This window comes from Rhizobium sp. CCGE531, from assembly GCF_003627795.1.
Taxonomy (GTDB): domain Bacteria; phylum Pseudomonadota; class Alphaproteobacteria; order Rhizobiales; family Rhizobiaceae; genus Rhizobium.
Map to the genome: position 1 here is coordinate 686,562 of NZ_CP032685.1, position 19,167 is coordinate 705,728.

Below are 19,167 nucleotides of genomic sequence, written 5' to 3' on the forward strand. Positions count from 1 at the left end.
CGCTGCCTAGTCAATCCAGACCATTTCCTCTCCACCTCCAATCGATCGAGATCCCCCCGGACGCCCTTGTCGGTTGGAAGGAGTGATGGTCCGGGAGCGCCCCGCCCGGCGCTCCCGGACCTTTCGCGTGCGGGCACCCGCCCTTGCCGGCGACAAAAGCAAGCGCAAAGACCAATCGATCAGGGATAGAAACTTGTCGACATATTCGCGTTCAAGCAAAAGCTTGCCAAATATAGCCATCGCCGCCGCCCTTGCCGGGACGCTGACAAGCTGCGTCGTCGGCTCGGATTACCGGACACCCGATCTCGCAATGCCGTCTCATTGGGGCAGCAAAGCGGGGACGAAGCCCTCGAAAGCGCCGCAGCTGTCGCAATGGTGGAAGCAACTCAAGGATCCGACACTTGATGGGTTGATCGAGGAGGCGATGGCCAGCAACCTCGATGTGGCGACCGCCAAGGCAAAAATCCGCGAAGCACGCGCCACTTACCGCGAACAGAAAGGCGCGTTGCTGCCGAGCGTCGAGGGAACCGGTTCGGGGACGCGAACACGCACGTCGGCCGCATCAAGCGGCACGACCGACGCGACCTTCTCCACGCTCTATGACGGCGGCTTCGACGCCAGCTGGGAACTCGATCTCTTCGGCGGCAACAAGCGCGCCGCAGAGGCGGCAAAATATGGTGTCGATGCTGCCGACGAGCAGCTGCGCGACACCATGCTCACATTGATTGGCGATGTCGCTTCCTACTACGTCCAGGCGCGCGAATACCAGGCGCTGCGCGATCTTGCCAAGCGCACCGCCGTATCACAGCGCAAGAGCGCGGCCCTTACGCATATGGAGTATCTGGCAGGCAGCGCCACCGGCGTCGACACGGCCAAGGCCGATGCTCTCGCCAGCAGCACCGAGTCGGATATTCCTGCCTACGAAATCTCCTATGCGGAAGCGGTCCATCGTCTGAGCGTGCTGCTGGGCAAGCCACCCGCCACGCTCGGGGACAGGCTCAAGATCGGCGGCCCGATTCCGAGTCCCAGAATGAATGTCTCGACCGGCATTCCCGCCGACATCCTGATTTCGCGGCCGGACGTCCGTCTCGCGGAGCGGCAACTTGCACAATACACGGCGAAGATCGGCCAGGCTGAAGCCAACCGCTATCCGTCCATCTCGCTGACAGGCGACATTTCTTCGTCGGCCGCCAATGTCGGCGATCTGGCGAAGAAGTCCTCCATCGGATGGACGTTCGGCCCGACGCTGACGGTGCCGATCTTCCAGGGCGGCCAGCTCAAGGCCGCCGTCGATGTTGCCAGGGCGGAGCGGGATCAATATTTCATCGCCTACCAGTCGGCCGTGCTGTCGGCCATGGAGGATGTCGAAAACGCGGTCGTATCCCTGACCCAGGAGCGGCTGAAATATGCCAAGCTCGTTTCGTCCAGCAACTCCTATCGCAACGCATCGGATCTCTCGCGAACGCTGAACAAGGCGGGCGTCACGGATTTTCTCGACGTGCTCGATGCCGAGCGTTCGCTCTACAGCGCCGAGGAATCCGTCATTCAAAGCAAGGCCTCGATCGCCACCGATTATATCTCGCTCAACAAGGCGCTCGGCGGAGGCTGGGACGGGCAGATCGATGTCTCCAAGCCTGATGTGGCCGACAGCAATACCGGCCCGCATTTGACGGCGGCCAAGTAATCCCATGTTCAACACCCGGATTGCCAAGCGCCAACGACCATCGATCCGAAGCGCGCCGAAGTCCAGCATTCCGTAAAGTCCCGCCGTGCTGGTTTGTCTGCTCGGCGGCGCTTTGGGCATTGCGGCGGCACTTGGCCTCGGTGCTTCGTTCAAATATTTCGAATCTAATTTTACTTCGGCCTAATCGCCGAGTTCGATCGTCCTCGCCTTCAACTGCTCCTGCGCGATCGGCCTTGCCTTCGGCTACCTGCCGGGGCGCAACGCTTCGCTGTGCGACCCTGTGGTGGCACTCTCAAGAGACTGATTACCCTGGAAAATTGGCTGGCATTGTCGGAAAGCAATCCGGCTTCGCCATTCGTGTTGGGGGCGTAATGGCGAAGCCGGGTATGCGGGGCGATCAAGGCCTGCTCGAGCAGGCTGCTGATCGTTCACAATTTTATATTAGTTGGCGCCCGGAACATTTCCGAATGTTGCTGAAACAGGGCATTTTGACGAATTTTGGTGTCTCGGCTTTTCTATCGGAAAAACATTATTTGGTAAGTTCTATGACCTTACTGCAAATACTGTTGTTCATAGAATTTCGAAAATCCTACGCAAGTAAATCCTGTTTTGAGGCAAATTCGCGTGCCTATCGGGCCGCTATCCTGGAGCGTGACCGAATTTGCATGCCGCTGACTTGTTCGGTCGTTTCCGCTTGATCTAGCCCGCGGCCTTGGCCTCGGCGCTCTTGAACGATACGACTTGCTCCAGCCCCCGTGGCTGGCGGTTTCGCACGGTGATTTCGCCCTCGAACCGGGTGACGATTTCACGCGCAATGGCCATGCCGAGGCCGGCGCCGGGGAAGGATCTTTGCCTTGCGATGTCGATGCGGAAAAAGGGTTCGAATACCTGATCCAATCGATCCTCGGGGATGCCGGGACCGGTATCGATAATTCTGACGACAGCCCGGTTGCCAAGATGCGTGACCGTCACCGTCGCCGATTGGCCATGCGTTGCGGCATTGATGAGCAGGTTGCGCAAGGCGCGCGTGACGGCCAGCGGCCCCGCGCAGATCGTTGCCTGCTCCAGATCACCGCTCTTGACGTTCATATCGATCGCCTTCAGTTCCGTGACGATACCGTCGACAATCCTGTCGAGCCGGACCCGTTCCAGGCTGTCCTTGGAAATCTCTTCGCGAACGAGGCCGATGGCACTATCGGCGATCCTGTCGAGCTCCTCCAGATCGGTAAACCATTTGCGCCGCTCATCGTGGTCCTGGATGAATTCGGCACGCAGCCGCATCCGGGTCATCGGGGTTCGCAGATCGTGCCCGGCGGCGGCTACGAGCCGCATCCGGCTTTCCGTCGCCGCCTTCACCCTGGCCGAAAGGCCGTTGAGCGCTTGTGCGGTGGCGCGGATTTCGCCCGGGCCGCTTTCCGGTATGTGGGGCAGCGTGCCGTCCGGATGGACTGCCGCCACCGCCTGTTCCAGCAGACGCAGCGGCTTCATGATCTTCGAAGCGGCAAAGACGGAAACGAGCACGCTGCCGATGATGATGAGGCCGAGCCAGCCCGCAAGGATCTTCCAGCCATCCGGAGGCGGGCCGTGCGGCGCCATCGGCATGACCAGCCACTTGCCGTCGGAGAGCTTCAGCGACGCGATCAACTCGCCCGTCGACTGGTGCGATATGATTGCGTCGCGCATGCCGGAAATGCGTAGCAGTGCCTCCATGAGAAAGCGGGAGAGTTCTTCGTCAGGCGGGCCGCTGGCTGGCATGGGAGCGATGATCAGTCCCGCCGATTCAGCCATGGCTCGATCCTTCTCCGCGAAGGTCGCGAGAATGGCGAGCTGCCGGGCCGTCCGATCGATCGTCATGTCCGGTCGTGGCCCTCGCATGACGAGGCTTGCCACGAAAGACGAAGAAATGACGACCAGGACGATGGCTGTCAGCAGGAGTAGCGCCAGGCGCGCACCAAGTGACCTCATGAATCGCCTTTGATAGCCGTTACCGGGACGACGAGCTGATAGCCGCCGTTACGGATCGTTCTGAAAATAGGATCTTCCGTCGTTTCTCCCAGCTTGCGGCGCAGCCGGCTCATCAGGACGTCGATCGAGCGATCGGCGGGGTCGCGATCACGCCCCTGCGTCAGGTCGAGCAGCTGGTCGCGCGACAGCAGCCGGCCGGCGCGCTCGAGGAACGCCTTGAGAAGATCGAATTCTGCCCCCGTCAGCGCAATTACCTCGCCATTATCCTTGCTCACCCGACGAAGTTGCGGATCAAGCACCATATCCGCGAACTGATAGCGCCTTTGCTCGGGCTCCGCCGAAGAGTCCTCGTTCATACGACGCAGCACAGCGCGAATGCGCGCGGCCAGTTCGCGCGGATTGAACGGTTTGCCGAGATAGTCATCGGCGCCAATCTCAAGACCGAGGATACGGTCTATATCCTCCTTCAAGGCGGTCAGCAAAATGACGGGAACCCTTGGACGGCGGTTTCGCAGGTCACGGCAGAGATCGAGGCCGGATCCATCGGGAAGCATGACATCCAGCACCATCAGGTCGGGCTGGCGGCGGTTGAGCGCGTCATTGCATCCGCGAAGGTCGCTCGCCGTCGATACGCGGAATCCCTGCTCCTCGAGATATCGGCTCAGGAGCGAACGTATCTCGTGGTCATCGTCGACGATCAGAATATCCGGCGGGACGCTGGCGTTCATAGGCTTCATTCCGTTTTCTCAATCCTTATACAAACTATCAATCCCCTGAAAAGAAGGGTTTTGCGGCGCCAATACGGAATTTTCAGCGCGGGAAACGTTGGTTTACAAAATTCTTGGCGCTGGAAATATTGAGCAATAAAATAATGGCCAGCACAGGAGAATGTGCCGGCAATCAAGATGCCGGCGCCACCGGAAGCATGACTTGGCTCGATGATGCGCGAAAGCGGCGCAGTGGCCGGATCAGGCGGCTCGCCGCCATTCGACGCTCCAGGCGGAAAGCCGCCCCTCGATCGCGCCGCTATCCATCATCACGCGAATTTCGATCGGAGCCCGCGGATCGACGACATCAACGGGCACTGCCGCTTCGAATGAACCCGTGCCCTGCGGGCAGACCCGCAGCCTCCCAAGCAATTCGGCGGCATGGATTTCTACGGTGAAGATCTGCCCGTAGCAGTCCTCGTCCACATCGAAATTGAGTTTCGCATTCCAGTGGCCGATCGGCAAGTGGAGGTAGGGGCCGTAGATCAGGCAACGGGCTCCTCCGGTAAGGTCTACGATCTCATCCAGCCCCTGCTCCAACCTGTCACCCGAAAAGAATGTCTCCTGCGGCCAGAAGATGGTGGTGCCGGAAGCCTCCACCTGACCGAATTCCAATGGGCGAAGGACCTTCCTCGCGGTCTCGCGCAGGGGCTCGCTGAGCTCGGGCACTTCCTCCCGTGGCGTCAGATATCCCGCGATGACGGCCGCCGCGGCCTCCTCCAGTTTCGGTGCTTCGGAGAGCGACAACTGGCCGGACGGCGTCATGCCGACATGAAGCAGCGCGTTTGCAATCTGCTCCAGCGTCAGATCGGTGCTGAAATGGCTGTCGATCTTCCTGAGCAGCAGATCGATGCTGCCCCTTTGGCTGACGTCGTTGCGACGCAGGACCAGTGCCGCGGAAGCGTTCGCAAGCGGCTCCAGGCAAGCGAGGCTCGCGGACACGGCCCTGACCAGGCCGATATCCCGCTGCTCGGTGGCGCGTGCGAGATAGGAGACAGCATCGATGGGATCTTCGAGAAACAGCAGAAAAGGCACGTTGACCCTGCGGATCAGTTCCGACAGCCTGGTTTCCGGAAATTGCGAGACGAGCACGGCATGCATCCCGGATCGGCTCTGGACGTGCTGTTTGAGGTCCTCGATCGTGTCCGTAGCGATGATCGCATAGTCGCCAAACGCCTCGCGCGCGAGCGCATGGACGGCGGCGACGCCCCAGGAAGACATGACGCCCGGCATGCCGAATGCAAAGAGGATGGTCATGTCCGAGCTCCCCCGCGATTATCCGTTGAAGAGGGTATCATAAAGCGCGCTCACTTTCTGCTGATACCGATCCGGCGAGAAGCGTGCCGCCTGCCTCGGGCCGGCCTTGGCAAACGAGGCGCATAGCGCATCGTCCTGATCCAGGCTGACGATCGCCTTGCGCATCTCCTCGGTGTTATACGGATCGACCAGCAATGCCGCATTTCCGGCGATTTCCGGGATCGATCCCTCCGTGGAACTGAGGACCGGCGTTCCGAGCTGCATCGATTCGAGCACCGGCAGGCCAAAGCCTTCGTAAAGCGAAGGGAACAGCACGGCGCGCGCGCCTCTGATCAGGCTTATCAGCAAAGGATAGGAGACAAAGTCGAAACGTTGGATCTGCCGTTGCGGCAGGATGCGGTCTTCTGCGCGAAGATAGAAGCGGAACCGATCATCGTCGATGAGCTGCTGCGTTTCCGCGCCCTTCCATCCCGGAGCGCCGACGATGATGAGTGGCTTGCTCGTCTTTGCCGCAAGATAGGCTTCGACCAGCCGCGAGATGTTCTTTTTCGGCTCGAAGGCACCGAAAAAGAGGAAATACTCCTTCCAGTCCAGATGGAAGATGCCGGCGATCTCGTTGGCGATCACATCGGCCGGCTTCTCGCGAAGCTGTTCCGGCACGTGAACCGCCTGATAGGTATTGCTGACCCGCGCCTCGTCGGCGCCGAGAACCTTGATGATATCGGCGCGCGAGGTCTCTGACACGGTCACGATATGGTCGGCCTGCCGCACGAGGGAGCGCAGCATCTTGTAGTGATAGCGCTTGTCGTCCTCGGTCAGATAAGGCAGCCGCAACGGAACCAGATCGTGGATCGTATAGACGTTCAACGCCTTCTTCGCCGCAATCGGCATGGGATAGGTGCAATGCAGGAGATCCGGCTGTGCCTCGAACTTCATGGTAAGATTGTTGCCGTAGCGCTTGAAATGGTATCTCGCGAGCTGGAACAGGTCGTTGGAGGCGTAAACCATGCCGGAATCGCCGAGCTGCGCCTGCAGCGACTTCAGAATGACCGTTCCGCTCAGCGGGATCGGAACCGGCTTGATGCCGAACGGCGCGGCAACGCGCCGGCGCAGCCATCGCTTTGTCGCGGAAAGCGCGCCTGGCACACCGGCGCTGGTATCGTCAAACAGCAGCACTTCCCGCAATATGGGATCCTTCGGAACGTTTCCAGGCATTCCGTGGACGACCCCGGTCTGATAGCCGAGCGCACGCGCCGTCGACATCAGGCTCCTCGTGTAGGTCGCGACACCGGTGCCCTTCTTCAGCGAAAGATTGAGGCCATCGTAAAGGATCGTCTGGCTCATTCCCGTCTCTCCTTCGGCATCTTGCATCCCCCGTCCTCAGGCCGGCTTGTCGCGGGAAAGGACGAGGAGCGAGTCATCGATTCCGTATTTCGACAGCAGGTCCGCGCAGGTGATGGGGACGGCTTCGCCACTGAAGTCGAGACGCCGCAGCGATCCGTAGATGCCGGCAAGCCGCTCGAGGAAACCGCGCGCGTCGGCATAGCGGGCGGGATTGAATTCGACAACAAGCATCGGCTTGTGGCGGGCTATGGTCTCGCCCATTCCCTCGAGGATAACCTCTTCGGCGCCTTCGGCATCGATCTTTATGAAATCGACGCGGGTGCAGGATGCGCTCAACCGGTCGAGCGTCGTCACCGGAACCTTGATGAGGGCGCCATCCTGGGGGTGGGGCAGGAACGTCTCCGCGACGATCAGCGCGTTCTTCGGCTCGCTATGGGGAACATAGAGGGATGCCTCGCCTGATGCCTCGCTGCCGAGCGCCATCCTCTCAATCCGCGTCCGTCCGAGCAGTCCGTTCAATTCGACGCTGCGGCGCAGGAAATCCGCGGCATGCGGGTTGGGTTCCACGGCGATCAACTCGCCCTTGGCTCCGACGAGCTCAGCCAGGAGAAGTGAATAATAGCCGAAGTTTGCGCCGACATCGATCGCGGTCATGCCGCGCCTGACGTTGCGCGCGCAGAACAAGGTCAGCCAGATTTCCCAGAAACCGTCCAGAAGGACGTGGGAGCCAAAGCCCCTGTCGCGGGTATCGATATAGAGCTTGTAGCGGCCGAGCACGCGGACCAGAGCCGTATGGTTCCCGAGGTAGGCGCTGCTTACTCGCTGTAAGATGGCAGCCTCGGCCTGATGCCGATCGAAGGCCATCAACTCGTGAAGGTGCAGCAGCGGCGAAGAACTCATCTTATCCCTCTCGATCAGGCATGCCCGCAATGCGATCCGCAGGCCAGGCGACATCATGAAACTTCCTCGATTCCCGCAGCCTGCCCGCTGCCGCCGTGGCTTTCGAGCGATACCCTCAGTTTGCCGTCGATGCGGCTATGCCGACCGATGCGGCGGACAATGCGGTTCCAGTGACGCCCTGGAAGAGACCCATGAATTTCTGAATATCGATCGAGGCGGCGTTGGAAACATAGATGATGTCGCGCGGCTGGATCTCGAAGCTCTGCATGGCGAGCAGTGTCGAGCCGTTTTTCAGGTTGAACCTGTAGACGATCGGAACCGGTCCACCGCGTCTCAACCACGGATTGTACGGTGCGACGATGCGGCGGGCAATGTCGGGCGGTTCATAACGGAAGAGGAAGATGCCCGAGGCATCGGCGCGAGAGTCCTGAAGTCCTCCCGCGCGCGCCACCGCGTTTGCCATGGTCAGATGCTGCGCGCTGAAGGGCACCTCGCCACTCTGCCCCGATGCGCCAAGGATCGTGTAGGTGGTCGGCTCGCGGACGACGGTAACCACGTCCTCGGGCCGCAATCTTATATTCTCGCGCGGGTTCTGGACAATTGCGGTAAAAGGCAGGTGCATCGTCCTGCGTCCCCGCGTCAGATAGACGACGCTGTCGTTGACGCTGGCACGCAATCCTCCCGCCGCGGCAATCGCATCGAGCACCCGATCACCGGCCGGCGACAGCGCGACGCGGGCGCCTCCGGCAACCTCGCCGGTGACGGTGACCGTGTTCGACGCGCTCTGCTGCACCGTCACCAGCGCTTGCGGCTGCACCGCCTTGCCGGCAAGGCCGGAGACCACGGCTCGTTCAACGATGGCAGGCGTCCGGCCGACCGCATTGATGCGTCCGACATAGGGAATGCTGATCGTGCCGTCGCTATTGATGGTTTGCGGCGGGATCGTAACGGAACTGCCCGACGCCTGCTGCTGCCCCGAGGCGATGGATGCCGTTCCGAACAAACTTCCAGGCGGCGCCTCCCAGAGGCTGACCGAAACGACGTCGCCGACCGCGATCCTCAGGCCGGGATCACGCGCGCCTTCGCCGAAATAAGCTGCCAGACTGGCCTCTGGCCGCGCAGCGCTCCTGACCATTGCCGCCGATACCACGTCGACCAGCGCAAATGGTGGCACGGTACGCGCCGCCGCCTCCTCCAATATGCGGGAGGTCTTGGGTCCGGCCTCCGGTAATGCACAGCCCGTAAGAACGCAGGCGAGAACACACAATAATCCGAACTTCAACGGCATCGACAATCCTGAGCGGCATGGAGGCAGTTTTGATGGGGCATCGCTACTCCGAACACACTAAGCCGTTCCGGCATTGTCACTGCGCTCCCGGGTAAAACGAAGGATCGATGATGGGCTGGAGCCGTAGGCATGCTTGTAGAGAACGGAGAACCGCCCGGGATTGGAAAATTGCAGGCTCATGGCGAGATCGGTGATGCTCTCGGCTTGGCCGCCCTTGATGACACCGTGGGCGGCGGCCAGCCGGTAGTTGCACAAAATTCCCATCGGCGTGTCGCCCCGATAGGTCTTGAACATGCGTTGCAGCGCGCGCGGGCTGCAGCTTGCGGCATGGGCAAGATCTTCCAGCATGATCGCATTGTGCAGATTGTCGCGCATGAAAGCCTCTGCCCTCAGAAGCTGGCGTGGCGCATTTTCCAATGTGCCGCGATGGAAGGCGTCGGAAAGATTGTGCGGAAGCTTTGCAAACAGCTTGACCAGAAGAAGCTCGCTGTAGGCCTTTGCGAGCATCACCCTTTCGGCCGGACGCGCGGTCATGAGATCTTTTTCGGCCTGGCGGAGGGTCTGGTAGAGCCCCTGCGCACCGCCCTGACGAAAGCTTACCGGCGCCAAGGCGAATTCCTGCACATAGGGCTTGCCCGTCAATTCCTCGAAGTGCTGCCTGATAACCGATTCCGGGATCTGAAACAGCAGCCAGGAACTCCGCGGCTTTATCTCCAGCCGCTTGCCGGCGCGGTCGCTGATGCTGGCGACATTGTTGGCGGGGATACGCAATGACTTATGCATCCGCCTGTGATTGATCTCCAACTCTCCCGCCAGAACGAATACGATGCTGACACGCGGCGCATCCTGCTTCGCAACAGCCTCCAGGCCGGCAGAGTGCTCCGCACTTATGATGGATGTCGATTGAACGGGCTGCTTGCTGAATTTAAAGGAATAATCGCCACTGGATTCCGACGGAACGCCCCATTTCCAGTTTGGTTCGAGCACGTCGAGATTGCGAGTAATTGCATCACGAGAATATACCTCAAAAGTGCCGACGCATTGCTCGACAACTCTTTCCAACATCGCCATCCGCTATCCTACTCAAAATCTCAGATTGCATAATCGCAATCGCCACCACATGATTTTATCGAGGCCAGATTTTTTCCGGCGTTATGAGGACTCCATGGTCTTGCCCCTTTGACCATTCCCAATCGTAGGATCATTCATCTTAAGTTGCATTATCAAATATTAAATTAGCACGAGGAATTTTAGCGCGACAGTACAGATAATGACGGCGTTATACAGATTCCTACAACTCCATGCGCTTGCTCACAGCTGCCCCTCAGGCACGACGCCATCGGACAAAAATGCATCTACCCGTATAACCATTATCCCTGGGATATACCGGCACTGGTTGCAAAAGTAGTTACTAATTTATGCGCTGCGATTAGCGCGTGACGGTTGTGATGGGGACATTCGTCATACGGCTGCGGGCGAATCGCTCCAACTTTGAAAGCAATTTAAAGGCGATTTAATTTCAGTTACTCTAATATATCCTGCGCTTTGACCGGGCGGCCAGATAGAGCTGAGATGTGACGGCAGTGTTTCGGTGGCCGGCGCGAAGACGAGACAATGCGTCAAGCGCCGGCTACCGATACTGTTTCATTTTGCAAAGCCGGCAGGCGGCGTTTGTCACCCGCACGCGAGAGAGACAACCAAAAGCAGATCGACCTACAATGTGGAGTAGATTCGAAATGCCGTTTCTATGTCATCGAAAACGCGGCCTCGGCCATTTTTCAGGACCAGCGCCGATTTGCACAAATCGCCGATCACATTGAGGTTATGTCCCACGATGATCATCGAACGATCCTTGCGCTTGACGAAAAGTTCTTCGAAGGAGCGCAGCTGGAAGCGTTTGTCGCCGACGGCAAGCACCTCGTCGATGAGATAACAGTCGAAATCGATGGCAAGCGACATGCCGAAAGCCAGCCGCGCCCGCATGCCGGACGAGTATGTCCTGATGGGCATGCGCAGATAGCGTCCAAGCTCGCTGAAATCCTCTACCAGATCGCGAATTTCGTCGAATGGCTTGTCGTAGATCCGCGACAGGAAGCGCATGCAGTCAAAGCCGGTCATCGAGCCGCCGAAGCCGCCGCTCAACGCGATCGGCCATGACATCGACATGTTGCGCACGACCTTGCCTGATGTCGGCTCCTCTATCCCGGCGATCATCCGGACGAGAGTCGATTTTCCCGCTCCGTTATGACCGAGAACGGCTATCTTTTCACCGCGGCCGATCTTGAAGGTCACGCCGTCAAGTACGCGGCGCATGCGCCCGTTCACTTCATATTCCTTGACGAGATCAAATACGCCGACAATGCCATCCTCGTGCCAGGGCGCCTCGTTTCTCCGGGCCGGAACTTCAGAAGGCGCGATCCGCGCGAGACTGGAAGGGAGATCGTTCATTGCTGTGCCGCATGCTCATAGACCTGGATGACGAAGAAGCGCACGATCCGGAAAATGGCGAAGCAAACCGCAAGCAGCAGGAGGAATGACTGAAGGCGTTTCGGATAGAGCGCATGGTCCGGCAAGTTCGGATCGGCGATGCGTTCGAGATAGAGTTGCTGCCGTTGCGCGTCGATTTTCGCGTTCTCCAGAGAAGCGGTAGCGGAGGTCAGCATTTTCGCGGCCATTTCCCGCTCCAGCAGCAACTGTTCGTATTGGGCGATGCGCGGCGCCATCGAGCCGTCGCTGCCGACGATACGCGCCCGTTCGTCGCTGATTTGGCGCTCCATCGCCGCCACTCGCGCTCTGAGCGCCTCATTCTGCGGGCTCCGAGGGGCCTGCTGGTCGAGCGCAGCAAGACGCGTCTTGCTGTTGGCCAGATCGTCCGAGAGCCGGGCAATCATGTCGAGGGCCGCGGATGATTGCTTGTTCGGATCGACAAGGGCCTCGCGATTGCGGAAATCCGTCAGAGTCTTCTGCATGTCGGACAGCCTCACCTGGCTGTCATTCACCTCGACCTGCGCATAACGGATAGCATCCTGTCGGGCACGATCATTCAAGCGATTGATGAGCTCTTCGGCATGCTGAACCAGGGCGCTCGCCAGACGATAGGCGTCATCGGCCCGAAATGCCTTTACATTCAGCGTCGTCACGCCGCTGCCGCTATCGGTATGAACGTTGATGAAGCGGAGATAATGCTGAAACAGTTCCTCGCTGTTGGCCTCGCGCCAGGGTGGAGGGTAGCGGTTGAGAACGTCCGCCTCGGGCCGGGAGAAGATGCCCTTCAGGTCATCTTTTTCGACGAGCGCATCAACGGCCGCCCGGGACTTGATGAATTCGGTGACGATATAGCTGTCGTCCTGCGCACGAACGAAGCCGGTGCTCTGGAGAAAGCCGCTGAGCAGCCCCGCCGCATTCCTGTTAGGGCTGCGAACGACGAACTGCGTCTCCGAAACATACTGATCGGCAGATATGAAGGCATAATAGCCACCGCCGAGCAGGCCGGGAATGACGACGATCAGCAGTAGCATCAGCTGCGATCTCACCCATCTCGCAATTGAAAGCGACCGGGAAACCGGCGGGCCCGTGACGATGCCGGACGAGCGCGCAGTTACCAATGTGACGAAATCGACAAAATCCTTGTTATTCTCGATGCGGCTCATATGCGACCATCAATCTCTCGGAGAATGGCCGGAACCATTCAATAGCCATCCTGCCGAAACTTCGAATGCGTCGCGGCAGGCTTCGATTTTCGCCGCTCCCAATCGTCGCTTCACCAGCGCCAAGGCGCTCGGCGCGGTATTTTGTTTCGCAAGAGATTCACATATATCCTTTGAAAGTCAAATATAATTCCCGTCTCTCCAAATTTTTACATAAAGAATCAAGAATAATTTGCCTTCTGTCGCAATTAATACTTTAGCGACGCGATCCGTATGGCGGGGCGAAATTGCGGCGGTGATAACTGCCATTCAATTCACCATTTCTCCCTCATTGCTGGTTCAAGGAATTCGGAATGGGAAAGCGCGGAGGCATCTCGAACCGTGTCAGCAATCGTGCCCGGCCCAATAGTCGCGGAGGCTCGGGGCTGATCTTTTGGGTTCGCCCGCAGGCGGGCGTCTCCTCCGTTCAAAGCTTACCTCGGTACCGCCGGCAATTCTTTGTCGTCAGGCTGCGTACCAATTTCGCCAATCTGCGTTCGCGGCTGCAAAGCGCAGCCGTGAGATATGCACATACCATCCTGCAATCGCTGCTTCCCATGCCCCCCGAACCGATCCTGCTCAGGCAATCGGTCGCAATCCGGCTTTGCAGGTCGTTTCATTCAAGCGGCCATGGCCGCTTTTAGTCTGCATTTGGGGGATCTATGCATTCGGATTCGACGATTTTCTCCCAGGACATGCGGCCTTCGGCAGCAGACGCAGGCGAACGGCCGTCCTGGCTGCCCGCGGCGAATGCTCAGCTGCTCGCCTTCCTGGCGACCCGACGGCGTTTCCCCCTGATCGGCCCGGCGATCTCCGCCTCCCTCAGGCCGATCGAGCTGATGGCGGGCGCAGCCGCGGATGGTGTCGTGGGTTGGGGGGATGGGCCGCTTGCCCGGCTGGCGCGCCTCTATGCGCGCGTTCACCGCCTGCCATTCTGGACCGTCGCCGACGGCTTCCTGCAATCGCCAGGCGCCAGCGCGGCGCCGCCGGTTTCCATCGTCACCGACGATCTCGGCATTCATTTCTCCGCCCATCAGCCGTCACGGCTGGAAATTCTGCTCCAGGGCGGGCCATGCCATAAAGATATTCGTCGTGCGAGCGATCTGCGGCAGCGGATCGTCCGCGAACGGCTTTGCCAGGACAATCATCTGCCGGAGGGCGTCGTTCTCCTTCGTCGAAACCGCCGCAGGCGTCTCCTGCTCATTGACCAGACCGTTGGAGATCGATCCATCGAAAGCGCGGGCGCCGATGCCGGGACATTCGCGAGGATGTGGGCCGCAGCCCAGGCTGACAGAAGTGCCGATATCATTATCAAGTGCCACCCCGATGTCGTTGCAGGCCGTGCCAAGGGTTTCCTCCAGCCCTATATTCACACAGGCGGAGTGCAGTTCGTCGACAAGGCCGTCTCCCTGCATTCGATACTGGATCTGGTGGACGAGGTCTGGACGGTATCGAGCCCTCTTGGCCTCGAGGCACTGTTGCGCGAAATACCCGTCGTGACCTTCGGCATGCCTTCCTATGCCGGCTGGGGACTGACCGACGATCGCGCCGAAGGCGCCGCGGCGATAGCGGCACGCGCCCGGCGGAAACGACGCGTCAGCATAGACGAATTCGCCGACGCGGCATTCCTTCAATATTCGCGTTATGTCGATCCGGTCTCGCGCGATCCGATCACGGCCGAGCAGGCCGTCGAGCGGCTGCTCGAATGGCGCCACCACGCCCGCTCTCTTTCGGGGCGCTATCTTTGCATCAACTTCTCGCTCCACAAGCGCTCGGTGATGCGCCGTTACCTGAACAGCCCCAACTCCGTGGTCCGGTTCGCAACCAATCCGACGGCCATGCAGGTCCAGAATGCCGACACGATCGTCCTGTGGGGAAATGCCGATCAGCCGGACGAAAGCCTTCTGTGGAAAGGAGGCAAGAGATTGCCGATCATTCGGGTTGAGGACGGCTTCATCCGCTCTTCCGGCCTTGGCAGTTCGCTCATCCCCCCGTCCTCGCTCTGCTTCGACAGGCAAGGCATCTACTTCAATGCCTCCGCCCCGAGCCAGCTCGAGACGATTCTGAACGGAACGAATTTCGACGAGGCCCTCCTTGAGCGGGCAAAGCGCCTTCGGCAGGCGATCGTCTCGATGGGCATTACCAAATACAACCTGCCGCCACAGGCCGCGCCGGACTATCGCGCGGAGGCGAAAGGCCGCGCGATCGTTCTGGTGGCCGGGCAGGTTCCGAACGACGCCTCCCTGCGCTTCGGCATGGCGAGCCATGCGTCCGACATCGAGTTGCTGAAGGCCGTCCGGCGCGCCAGGCCAAAGGCGTTCATCATCTACAAGCAGCATCCGGACCTCCTGGCCAGGGCTGCGGGCCGTCACCCACCTTTATCCCCACCGCGGAATGCCGCCGATCTTGTCATCGGCAATGTCGATCTCGATGATCTGCTGCGGGCGGTTGACGAGGTTCACGTCGCGACGTCGCTGATCGGGTTCGAGGCGTTGCTGCGCGAAAAGCCGGTATGGTGCCATGGCCTGCCCTTTTACGCCGGCTGGGGCCTTACGCATGACACGGTCGTGTCGCTTCGGCGCAAGCAGCTGTTGAGCCTCGATGCCCTCGTTGCGGGCGTACTGATCCTCTACCCGCGATACTGGTCGAATATCGCCGATCTTCCCTGCGAAGCGGAAGATGTGGTCGCCGAGCTCTATCGCGCCCGGCTGGGGGCGGCTCCCAACCCATCGAGACGGCGCTGGCTTGCGCAAGTCATCCACATGCTTGAGGCGAGAAAATCGTGATGAAGCCGATCGTGATGGATATTTCGCGTCTGATGGAGCGGGCGCATTGCCCGACACCCACAGGCATAGATCGCTACGAGCTTCATTATGCGCATTGGCTGAACGAGCGACGTAAGCGTGCTGCTCTGACGAATGCCTTGGGATCCTCGCAAGCGTCCTGGTTTGTCGAAACGGGCCATCGCGGCGCCGTATCCATAGCGACCGAGCGAGCGGACAAGCTGGTTTCGATGCTGGGCAGCCGCTGGGCGGCGAGCCAAGTATCAAGCTCCCAGGCCGCCCTTCTCGAGCGCATTTTCGCCGCCATCGACGGCAATATCCGATGGCAGACGGCGGAAGCGAAGGCGAACGGAGCTCCCACCCGAAAACTGCGCAAGATCGCTCATACCGTCGCCAATCACTTTGCCAATGGGCCGACGCTGCCCGGCAATGCGTCCTTCGTACACGTATCCCACAGCCGGCTTGAACGGACATCCGCTTTTTCCTGGCTACAGGAAATCGGGCGGAACGGCGTTTTTTACGTCCACGACCTCATTCCACTCTCGCATCCCGAGTTCGTCCGGCCGGAAGAGCCGGAACGTCACCGTCGAAGAATGGCGACTGTGCTGAAGCACGCTTCCCTCGTCCTGTGCAACTCGCAGGTGACGGCACGCGCCCTGCGCACCTTCGCCCAGGAGTGCAACAGCGAGTTGCCCTCCATCGCCGTGCTGCCCCCGGGCGTGGAGCAATGCTTTTTGTCGCCCCCCAATGACATGCCTCGCCCGCAAATCCCCTATTTCGTGACGATCGGCACCATCGAACCGCGCAAGAACCACATTCTGTTGCTGCGTCTATGGCAATATCTGGCCGAACGCGACGGCCCGAACGCACCGCGTCTGGTGATTGTCGGCAAGAGGGGATGGGAAAACAGCCACATCCTGGCAATGCTCGAACGGTGCCCTGCCTTGCCCGGGCTCGTCATCGAAGTACCGGGGCTGGAGGATGCCGCCTTGGCGCGGCTGGTCGCCGGCGCCGCCGCCCTCCTTGCCCCTTCCTTTACCGAGGGTTACGGCATGCCGATCGCCGAGGCCATTGCGCTCGGCACGCCGGTCGTCGCCTCCAACATCAGCGCGCATCGCGAGGCTGCAGGCGGGCATCCGGCAATTTTCCTCGATCCGCTTGACGGACTGAGCTGGAAAGCCGCGCTCGACATGATTGCCGCCTCGCCTCAGCACCGAACCAGACCGAGCCAGCCTGGAGGGTGGGATACTCATTTCGATGATCTGGAGATGCTGATCGAGGCAGATCTTTCCGCTCGGCGCTATGCGGCCCAACGAGCGCCGCGACGCATGGAGACGACATCACCATCGGCAATTCTACAGTGACCGGACTGGGAATGGTGCACGGCAATGCAGGTGAAAAGCGGCGGCAGGATAGATTCAAATCGTCAGAAAGACGGGGGAGCAGCGACGTGACAAGTTTTTACGACATCGAGAACTGCTACAAATTCATTCTCGGCCGCGCGATAAACGACGACGAGCGCAATGCCATAGCGCAGAATCTGCTACAGGTGACGGACATTCCGCTGGATGAGCATCGCCGACGTTTTCTCAGTTCCTACGAGTTCCACGTACGTCACAGCGAATTGCTGTTCAACAATTTCGTGCCGAAGTCGATCTTCGTTCTGTTCGAAACGAAGTACAATTTCAAACTGCATCTCGATTTGCGCCAATACCACATTTCCTTTGGCATCATGAGTGGCGAATACGAGAAATTCGACGTCGATCTCGTCAAAGCCATTCTGCCTGAAACCGGACAATTCATCGATGTCGGCGGCAATGTCGGATATTACTCGCTGTCCGTCGCGGCCCATCCCCCATTCAGGGGAACGGTCCTTGCCTTCGAACCCTTGCCCAAGCTTTGGGATCTCTTCAATCGATCGATCCTGGAGAATGGTTTTGAAGATCGTATCAGCGTCCGCCCGCTGGCCCTTGCCGACAGCCCGGGAGAATTGCCACTCAATAACGCCGAGGAAACGATCAATGCCGGCGCAACGCGGCTGGTCACGAATGCAGCCGATACCAAAGTTGGCCGCATGACGAAAGTCGAGACGCTGGACCATGTTATCGGAAATCTGCGGCCTGATGTCGTAAAGGTCGATATCCAGGGTGCGGAGGGTCTGTTCCTGAAGGGCGCGAGAAGGACCATCTCGGCGCACAGGCCTTCTCTATTGATGGAGATCAATCGTGAGATGCTCGCCGTTGTCTCGAAAGTGACGCCGGGCGCGATTCACCATCAGCTTGCCGAACTCGGTTACGGCATCTGGACCAGTTCGCAAGATCAGCTGGCGCGGATCGAGACTCCAGACGAGCTCGATCTGAATTTTCAGATCGGCACGGTGGCGAACATTCTGGCGGTTCATGAAGATCGCGCCGAAAGCGTCAGCGCGCGCCTTCAGCGCCTCGGGCTGACGCTGGCCTCATCCAAAAGCAAAAAGCAACACCAGCGGGAGGTCGCGCTCTGACCACAGCGGCAATCGATCTTGCGGCAGCCGCGTCATTCGAACTTGATGTGATTGCGCGCCATGTTCATCAGAAAGAGCCCAACAGCCGTGGTGAACAGGCAGCATTTCGTGATGTAGCCGATATCGTAGAAGGTCTGCACCGTATCGCCGAAGAAGCCGGCACGAAAGAGCTCGAAGCAATGGACGGTAGGAACGTAGAGAGCCAATTTCTGCGGGCCGCTCGGCAGCCAGGCCACCATGAAGAACATGCCGCCGATCGGCAGTGTGAGATACTGGAACGGCGGAACAAATTTCTCCACGATTTCGAAGCGTTCGGAGCTGGCGGCAAAAATCAGCCCCACGGCGAAAGAGAACCAGGCCATGAACAGCCAGCCCGCCAGAAGCAGGCCGAGATTCTGATAAGGCGGTATGATACCCGCGAGACGAGCGACCGTGTAGACGATGACAAGCGCTGCCGTCGTCCCGCCTGTTTCCAGAAGCCCGCGCGCGATCAGGGCGTCGGCCAGGCGGATCTGGCGATGATACATCAAGGGCAGATTCTGGCGCAAACACGAGACGGCATGGCCGCTTATGTGGCGCCAGAGCGTCAAGGGCATGTAGCCGCTCAGAACGAAGGCGGCGACCGTCAGTCCGTGCGCTTCGTGACGCATCACGGTCCACATGACCATAACACCGGCGGTCAGAATCATCGGCTCCAGCGCGAGCCAGAGAAAACCAATATTCTCGCGCCCGTAGCGAATGAGCATTTCACGCATGATGAGTGCGCCGAGCACGCGCGCCTGGATCTTCAATCCGATTATGAACTGCGAACGATCGCGGGTGTTCGTCGATACGTGATGCATGCGGGAGCCTCCTGTTCGCCATCCCATCTCCGTCGGATGGTAGAACAACGATACCGGCGAGGGCCGCTCGCTCAATCTTCATTGCGTCGGGCCTGGACAATTACCGCCTCCGACGCACGGGTGCCGACAGACAACGGCAGCCAATCAT

Annotated in this window: 17 protein-coding genes; 6 read left to right on the forward strand and 11 right to left on the reverse strand. The window is 59.7% G+C overall.

Annotated elements, in window-relative coordinates; translation table 11 throughout:
• Positions 1 to 223 precede the first annotated feature (223 nt).
• Positions 224 to 1,684, forward strand: a complete 1,461-nt coding sequence (locus CCGE531_RS22665) for an efflux transporter outer membrane subunit (protein WP_245459371.1) — start codon at positions 224 to 226, stop codon at positions 1,682 to 1,684.
• Positions 1,685 to 2,001: 317 nt separating this feature from the next.
• The gene (locus tag CCGE531_RS22675) at positions 2,002 to 2,382 is read left to right on the forward strand and encodes a hypothetical protein (RefSeq protein ID WP_120667993.1); all 381 of its coding nucleotides are present in this window, start codon (positions 2,002 to 2,004) and stop codon (positions 2,380 to 2,382) included.
• 1 nt (position 2,383) lies between these two features.
• On the opposite strand, the gene CCGE531_RS22680 is transcribed toward CCGE531_RS22675, so the two are convergent.
• The 9 genes from CCGE531_RS22680 to CCGE531_RS22720 form a co-directional block, all read right to left on the reverse strand.
• The gene (locus CCGE531_RS22680; RefSeq protein WP_120667995.1) at positions 2,384 to 3,649 is read right to left on the reverse strand and encodes an ATP-binding protein; all 1,266 of its coding nucleotides are present in this window, start codon (positions 3,647 to 3,649) and stop codon (positions 2,384 to 2,386) included.
• Positions 3,646 to 4,377: a response regulator transcription factor gene (locus CCGE531_RS22685; RefSeq protein WP_120669331.1), complete on the reverse strand. Its 732-nt coding sequence runs from the start codon at positions 4,375 to 4,377 to the stop codon at positions 3,646 to 3,648. Before CCGE531_RS22685 ends, CCGE531_RS22680 begins: the two co-directional genes overlap by 4 nt.
• A 240-nt stretch (positions 4,378 to 4,617) precedes the next feature.
• Positions 4,618 to 5,673, reverse strand: a complete 1,056-nt coding sequence (locus tag CCGE531_RS22690; protein WP_120667997.1) for a hypothetical protein — start codon at positions 5,671 to 5,673, stop codon at positions 4,618 to 4,620.
• 18 nt (positions 5,674 to 5,691) lie between these two features.
• The gene (locus tag CCGE531_RS22695) at positions 5,692 to 7,017 is read right to left on the reverse strand and encodes a glycosyltransferase family 1 protein (protein ID WP_120667999.1); all 1,326 of its coding nucleotides are present in this window, start codon (positions 7,015 to 7,017) and stop codon (positions 5,692 to 5,694) included.
• A 36-nt stretch (positions 7,018 to 7,053) separates the two neighbouring features.
• Entirely contained in the window at positions 7,054 to 7,974 is a 921-nt protein-coding gene (locus CCGE531_RS22700; protein WP_245459372.1) for an FkbM family methyltransferase, read from the reverse strand.
• 58 nt (positions 7,975 to 8,032) lie between these two features.
• On the reverse strand, positions 8,033 to 9,091 hold the full coding sequence (locus tag CCGE531_RS22705) for a polysaccharide biosynthesis/export family protein (protein ID WP_245459373.1): 1,059 nt from the start codon (positions 9,089 to 9,091) through the stop codon (positions 8,033 to 8,035).
• A gap of 171 nt (positions 9,092 to 9,262) precedes the next feature.
• Complete coding sequence (locus CCGE531_RS22710; RefSeq protein ID WP_245459375.1) at positions 9,263 to 10,270, reverse strand: AraC family transcriptional regulator; 1,008 nt, start codon at positions 10,268 to 10,270, stop codon at positions 9,263 to 9,265.
• A 648-nt stretch (positions 10,271 to 10,918) separates the two neighbouring features.
• A complete protein-coding gene (locus tag CCGE531_RS22715; protein WP_181592433.1) occupies positions 10,919 to 11,566 on the reverse strand; it encodes an ATP-binding cassette domain-containing protein in 648 nt (215 codons plus the stop codon).
• A gap of 83 nt (positions 11,567 to 11,649) precedes the next feature.
• Positions 11,650 to 12,723, reverse strand: coding sequence for a capsule biosynthesis protein (locus tag CCGE531_RS22720; protein ID WP_245459376.1), 1,074 nt, complete (start codon positions 12,721 to 12,723; stop codon positions 11,650 to 11,652).
• Here CCGE531_RS22720 and CCGE531_RS34870 point away from each other — a divergent pair.
• Positions 12,701 to 13,042, forward strand: a complete 342-nt coding sequence (locus tag CCGE531_RS34870) for a hypothetical protein (RefSeq protein ID WP_245459378.1) — start codon at positions 12,701 to 12,703, stop codon at positions 13,040 to 13,042. The two genes, CCGE531_RS22720 and CCGE531_RS34870, sit on opposite strands and share 23 nt — an antisense overlap.
• Here CCGE531_RS34870 and CCGE531_RS35225 read toward each other — a convergent pair.
• Positions 13,033 to 13,161, reverse strand: a complete 129-nt coding sequence (locus CCGE531_RS35225) for a hypothetical protein (RefSeq protein ID WP_281024464.1) — start codon at positions 13,159 to 13,161, stop codon at positions 13,033 to 13,035. The two genes, CCGE531_RS34870 and CCGE531_RS35225, sit on opposite strands and share 10 nt — an antisense overlap.
• 392 nt (positions 13,162 to 13,553) lie before the next feature.
• On the opposite strand from CCGE531_RS35225, the gene CCGE531_RS22730 reads away from it, so the two are divergent.
• The 3 genes from CCGE531_RS22730 (at position 13,554) to CCGE531_RS22740 (ending at position 18,177) form a co-directional block, all read left to right on the forward strand.
• A complete protein-coding gene (locus CCGE531_RS22730; protein WP_120668009.1) occupies positions 13,554 to 15,677 on the forward strand; it encodes a capsular polysaccharide biosynthesis protein in 2,124 nt (707 codons plus the stop codon).
• Positions 15,677 to 17,038, forward strand: coding sequence for a glycosyltransferase family 1 protein (locus tag CCGE531_RS22735; RefSeq protein WP_120668011.1), 1,362 nt, complete (start codon positions 15,677 to 15,679; stop codon positions 17,036 to 17,038). The genes CCGE531_RS22730 and CCGE531_RS22735 overlap by 1 nt, the downstream gene beginning before the upstream one ends.
• A gap of 86 nt (positions 17,039 to 17,124) precedes the next feature.
• Positions 17,125 to 18,177 (forward strand): FkbM family methyltransferase, encoded by a 1,053-nt coding sequence (locus tag CCGE531_RS22740; protein ID WP_120668013.1) that lies wholly within the window; start codon positions 17,125 to 17,127, stop codon positions 18,175 to 18,177.
• A gap of 32 nt (positions 18,178 to 18,209) precedes the next feature.
• Here CCGE531_RS22740 and CCGE531_RS22745 read toward each other — a convergent pair whose 3' ends face one another.
• On the reverse strand, positions 18,210 to 19,019 hold the full coding sequence (locus CCGE531_RS22745) for an ABC transporter permease (RefSeq protein ID WP_120668015.1): 810 nt from the start codon (positions 19,017 to 19,019) through the stop codon (positions 18,210 to 18,212).
• Positions 19,020 to 19,167: the final 148 nt, after the last annotated feature.